Below are 783 nucleotides of genomic sequence, written 5' to 3'. Positions count from 1 at the left end.
CGTAAAGGAGAAATAAATGTACGATGAAATCCTGTACTCAGTCGCCGACCTTGTTGCAACGATCACGCTTAATCGGCCCGATCGCTTAAACGCTTGGACCCCCCGAATGGAGGCGGAAGTACGCGCTGCAATCAACGCCGCAAGTATTGATGAAAACGCCCGTGCAATTGTAATCACGGGTGCTGGGCGTGGTTTTTGCGCTGGCTACGACATGTCACTCCTGGACGCGGAGGAAACGAAGTTTGTTGGAAACAACGACAACTTTGGACAGAGATTCTCTTATCTTCTCACGGTTGCCAAACCGATCTTCATGGCCATCAATGGGCCAATCGCAGGGTTTGCGTTGTGCTTCGGCGTGTTCGGCGATTTCCGCTATATGGCCGAAGGTGCAAAGCTCACCACGGCTTTCGCAAAGCGCGGTCTTATCGCCGAAGAAGGTATTGCTTGGATGCTCCCTCGTCTGATTGGCACGCCGAACGCGCTCGACCTCCTCTGCTCGGCGCGGGTCATTGAGGCAAAAGAAGCAGAAGTCTTCGGGCTTGTGCGCACGCTGCCGGCAGAAGGCTTTCTTGCGGCAGTGCAGGAGATCGCCCGCGAGATGGTGACCGCCGCCTCGCCGCGTTCGATCGGGGTGATTAAGCAGCAGATCTATAATTCGTACTTCCAGTCGCTCGTGGAAGCTTGCGTGATGGCCGATATCGAGTTGCAGGCCGCAGGCACTTCGGAAGATTACAAGGAAGGGGTCGCCCATTTCCTGGAGAAACGATCGCCAAAATTCACGGG

1 protein-coding gene is annotated in these 783 nt (G+C 55.2%); it reads left to right on the top strand.

Annotated features, from left to right (window positions below):
* Positions 1-16 precede the first annotated feature (16 nt).
* Positions 17-783 (top strand): enoyl-CoA hydratase-related protein (locus AC0L17_RS34485; protein ID WP_473518990.1); only part of this gene is annotated, 767 nt, incomplete at its 3' end.

This window comes from Mesorhizobium sp. WSM4829, from assembly GCF_055811475.1.
This window is presented reverse-complemented; position numbering and strand designations above follow the sequence as displayed.